The sequence below is a fragment of the Candidatus Burkholderia verschuerenii genome (genome assembly GCF_001189365.1).
GTDB classification, from domain to species: domain Bacteria; phylum Pseudomonadota; class Gammaproteobacteria; order Burkholderiales; family Burkholderiaceae; genus Caballeronia; species Caballeronia verschuerenii.
This window is the reverse complement of the sequence record NZ_LFJJ01000286.1, coordinates 1-4,543: the sequence shown is the minus strand read 5'-3', so window position 1 is coordinate 4,543 and position 4,543 is coordinate 1. Positions and strand designations below refer to the sequence as shown.

At 65.5% G+C, this 4,543-nt stretch carries 2 protein-coding genes and 2 pseudogenes; 3 read left to right on the top strand and 1 reads right to left on the bottom strand.

The annotated features are described in order from the left end of the window. On the bottom strand, positions 1-421 hold a 421-nt coding region (locus BVER_RS30885), incomplete at its 3' end, for a LysR substrate-binding domain-containing protein (protein WP_232316879.1). Positions 422-488: 67 nt separating this feature from the next. Here BVER_RS30885 and BVER_RS27840 point away from each other — a divergent pair. The 3 genes and pseudogenes from BVER_RS27840 to BVER_RS27830 all read left to right on the top strand — a co-directional run. Further along, positions 489-998 (top strand): annotated as a pseudogene (locus BVER_RS27840) (cation:dicarboxylate symporter family transporter); the annotation flags it as partial. Between the two features lie 30 nt (positions 999-1,028). Next, positions 1,029-3,027: pseudogene (locus tag BVER_RS27835) on the top strand (sensor histidine kinase). Between the two features lie 29 nt (positions 3,028-3,056). Next, a complete protein-coding gene (locus BVER_RS27830; protein ID WP_050456004.1) occupies positions 3,057-4,400 on the top strand; it encodes a sigma-54-dependent transcriptional regulator in 1,344 nt (447 codons plus the stop codon). Positions 4,401-4,543 lie beyond the last annotated feature (143 nt).

Here is a 4,543-nt window from a genome sequence, read left to right as displayed (position 1 = left end):
CCGTTCGCTGGGCCTGCCGTCGGTCGGTCCAGCGCCGATCAACTGATCCGAACCGCCGTGTACGGACCCGTACGCACGGTGGTGTGGGAGGGGTCGGGCCGCGAGGCCTGCCCCTATCCCGATCGGCCAGCAGCAACAGCGGCTCGGCGCGCAGCAGGACCGCGCGCATCGTCTTCGGCAACGCAAATGGCGGCGAAACGACGATGGCCGCATCGAGATCGCCGGCCTGCAAGGACTGGAACAGGCTCTGCGACGTCCCCGGCACGATGACCAGTCGCGCACGCGGCGCGCGCTGCGTCAATTCGCGCAGCGCGGCGGGCAGCATGCCGGTCAGCGCGGTGGAAATCGCGCCGATCTTGAGGCGGTCGCTCAGACCGTCGCGGTCCGCGTCGCCGTGCAGCAGCGATGCCTCGCGCACCATCCGTCGCGCGCGGCAACAACGCGAGACACGCTTCGGTCAGCGTCGCCGTGTGTCCGTGACGCGACAGCAGGAAGAGATGCTGATCGTGCTCGGTACGTCGTCGTCGGAAGCGGCGCTGCCGCAGCTGATGCTCAAGCTCGAAAAGCTCGGCTGCTCGCGCTCGGTCGTCGGTCTGGTCGTGCCGACCGGTTACTCGTTCAACCTCGACGGCACCAACATCTACATGACGATGGCCGTGCTGTTCATCGCGCAGGCGACCAACACCGATCTCTCGTGGGGCCAGCAATTGACGCTGCTCGCGGTGACGATGCTGACGTCGAAGGGCGCATCCGGCGTGACGGGCGCGGGCTTCATCACGCTGGCCGTCGTGCCGACGATTCCGCTCGCGGGCATGGTGCTGATTCTTGGTATCGACCGCTTCATGTCGGAATGCCGCGCGCTGACGAATATCGTCGGTAACGGCGTGGCGACGGTCGTCGTGTCGGCGTGGGAAAAGGAACTGGACCGCGAGAAGCTCAAGCAGGTCCTGACTCACGGCGTCGACGTGACGGATCGCAAAGAAGCGAAGACGGTTTAAGTCTTTCATTCGTCTCGACCGGGCACGATCATGCAAGCGGCGAAGCCTCAGTCCACGAGCGCTTCGCCGCTTTTGCATTCGGCGCCGGCTACGCCGATTACGGCGGATACGCCGAATGCCTATGCCACAATGACAGATCCTCATTCGCGGGAATCTGCTCACGTGTCGCGCCGCATCCTCGTGTTTTTCGCGTTGTTCGCCGCGCTGGTGGCGTGCTGCGCGCTGACGTGGCAGGTCGCGTGGCAGCGCGGGATCGACGAGTTGCGGCGCAATGCGGCCTCGCGCGTCGATCGCACGACCAACACGCTCAAGAGCACGCTCGACCGCTACGAATATCTGCCGTATCTGCTGTCGCGGCATCTGGTCGTGCAGGACGTGCTCGATCATCCCGATACGGCCAACGTCGAGCGCGCCAATCGCTATCTCGAAGACCTCAACACGCGCGCGCACGCGACCGTCACGTATCTGGTGCGCGCGAACGGCACCTGCGTGGCCGCGAGCAACTGGAATGGCGGCGATAGTTTCATAGGCGTGGACTACAGCTTCCGGCCGTATTTCATCGATGCGGAGAAAGGCGGCGTCGGGCGCTTCTTCGGCATCGGCACGATTTCGATCGAACCGGGGTATTACATCTCGCAGCCGGTTTATAAGGAAGGCACGAAGGAGAACATCGGCGTCGCGGTCGTGAAGCTGAATCTCGAATGGCTGCAAGCCGCCGATGCGTCCGAACCGCTCATCGTCACCGACGATCATGGCGTGATCTTCTTGTCGTCGGTGCCGGCGTGGAAATATCACACGGTGCGGCCGCTGCCGCAGAACATCGAGGCGTCGGTCTACGAGACGCGCCAGTACGCGCAGCAGCCGATCACGCCGCTGCCGATGACCATTGTGAAGACGCTGGAGGGCGGCGCGCAGATCGTGCGCGTCGGCGGCGGCCGCGATGCGCCGAGCTATCTCGCGACGCGCCGATCCATCGGCGAGCCGGATTGGCAACTGATCACGATGGCGCCGCTCGATCCCGTCGAAAGCGCCGCGCAGAATGCGGTCATCGTGACGGCGCTGGTGTTCGTCTCGCTGTGTCTGCTGGCGTTCTACTGGCGCATGCGGCGCGCGCGCGTGCGCGAAATGCTGCGCAGTCGCGAGATGCTGCAAACGGCGTATGCCGAACTGAATTAGCGCGTCGCGGAGCGCACGGCGGATTTGTCGGATGCCAACGCGCAACTGACGAAGGAAGTGAACGAACGCACGCGCGCCGAGCAGGATTTGCGCGCCGCGCATGACGAACTCATTCAGGCAAGCAAACTCGCCGCGCTCGGGCAAATGGCGGCGGGCATCACGCATGAACTGAATCAGCCGCTCGCCGCGCTGCGCAGCTTTTCCGACAACACGCGCGTGCTGATCGATCGCGGCGATCACGCGTCGGCGCGCGAGAATCTGGAGGCGATCGCGTCGCTGACCGAGCGCATGGGCAACATCACGAATCAGCTCAAGCTGTTCGTCACCAAGGCGCGGCCGAAGAGCGCGCGGGCCGACGTCGCGCGCGTTGCGCAATGTGCTGTCGATGCTGCGTCCGCGCATGAAGAACGTAGCGTTCGATCTCGCGCCCGAACTCGCCGACGATGCCGCGCCGGTCTTCGTGCGCTGCGAGGACTTGCGTCTGGAGCAGGTCTTCATCAACCTGATCGGCAATGCGCTCGATGCCGTCGCGTCGTGCGACCGGCCGCGCATCGTCGTCGAACTGGAGCCGCGCGCCGATACCATCGAGATCGTCGTGCGCGACAATGGTCCCGGCATTCCCGCCGACGCGCTGCCGCGTCTCTTCGAGCCGTTTTTCACGACGAAGGAAATGGGGCAGGGACTCGGCCTCGGGCTGGCGATTTCATCGGCGATCGCGCGGGATTACGGCGGCTCGCTCGCCGCGCGCAATCGCGAGGCGCCGATCGTCGCGGACGGTCCGGAAGGCGGCACGCAGCACGACGCGGATCAATCGCACGGCGCGGAATTCGTGCTGACGCTGCGTCGCGCGTGACGCGTTTAAACACCGATTTGAGGCAAGACATGACCACCGGTTTGCAGGTGATCTTCATCGAAGACGACGAACTCGTGCGCCGCGCGAGCGTGCAGAGTCTGCAACTCGCGGGCTTCGACGTGACGGGCCACGGCAGCGTCGAATCGGCCGCGAGCGCCGTCGATGCGAATTTCCCCGGCGTGGTCGTCAGCGACATCCGCTTGCCCGGCGCGAGCGGTCTCGATCTGCTCGCACAGTGCCGCGAGCGCGCGCCCGATGTGCCCGTGATTCTCGTCACCGGCCACGGCGATATCTCGATGGCCGTTCAGGCGATGCGCGACGGCGCGTACGACTTCATCGAAAAGCCGTTCGCCTCCGAGCGATTGATCGAAACGGTGCGGCGCGCGCTGGAACGCCGCACGCTGATTCTCGAAAATCAGGCGCTGCGCCGCGAACTGGCGGGCGCGGGGCAAAGCCGCATCATCGGGCGCAGTCCGGCGATCGAGCAGGTGCGGCGGCTGATCGCGAACGTCGCGCCGACGGATGCGTCCGTGCTGATCAACGGCGATACGGGCGCGGGCAAGGAACTGATCGCGCGCAGTCTGCACGAGATGTCGCCGCGTCGCGAGAAGCCGTTCGTCGCGGTGAATTGCGGCGCGCTGCCGGAGCAGATGTTCGAATCGGAGATGTTCGGCTACGAGGCGGGCGCGTTCACGGGCGCGCAGAAACGGCGCGTCGGCAGGCTGGAAGCGGCGTCGGGCGGCACGCTGTTTCTCGATGAAATCGAAAGCATGCCGCTGTCGCTGCAAGTGAAGCTGCTGCGCGTGCTGCAGGACGGCGTGTTGGAACGCCTTGGCTCGAATCAGCCGGTGCGGGCGAATCTGCGCGTGATCGCGGCGGCGAAGGGCGATATGAACGAACACGTCGCCGATGGCACGTTTCGGCGCGATTTGCTGTATCGGCTGAACGTGGTGACGATCACGCTGCCGCCGCTGAACGAGCGCCGCGAGGATATCGTGCCGCTGTTCGAACACTTTCTGCTCGATGTCGCCGTGCGCTACGAGCGCCCCGCGCCGATGATCACTGATCGCCAGCGCGCGGAACTGATGCAGCGCGACTGGCCCGGCAACGTGCGCGAACTGCGCAACGCGGCGGATCGCATGGTGCTCGGCATTCTCGACGATGCCGCCGCCGCTGCCGCGCTGGATACATCGGCGCAGCCGCTGAAGGAACGCACCGAGCAGTTCGAGCGCGCGGTGATCGCGGAGACGCTGGAGCAGTGCGGCGGCGCGGTCGCGGTGGCGGCGGATCGCCTGCAGGTCGGCAAGGCGACGCTCTACGAGAAGATCAAACGTTACGGCATCGCGGTGAAGGGCGATTCGTCGGAGCGATAAAAAAGCCCGCATCTGCGGGCCTTTTTGTGCGCCCAGCATGGGCGCACTCTTGCGGGTGCAAGTCGCGCGGCAAGTTGACCACAGCGAGCGAAGTGAAGCGCAACTGCGGAAGGGCGACCGACCGTGGGGAGGAAGCGTGGAGC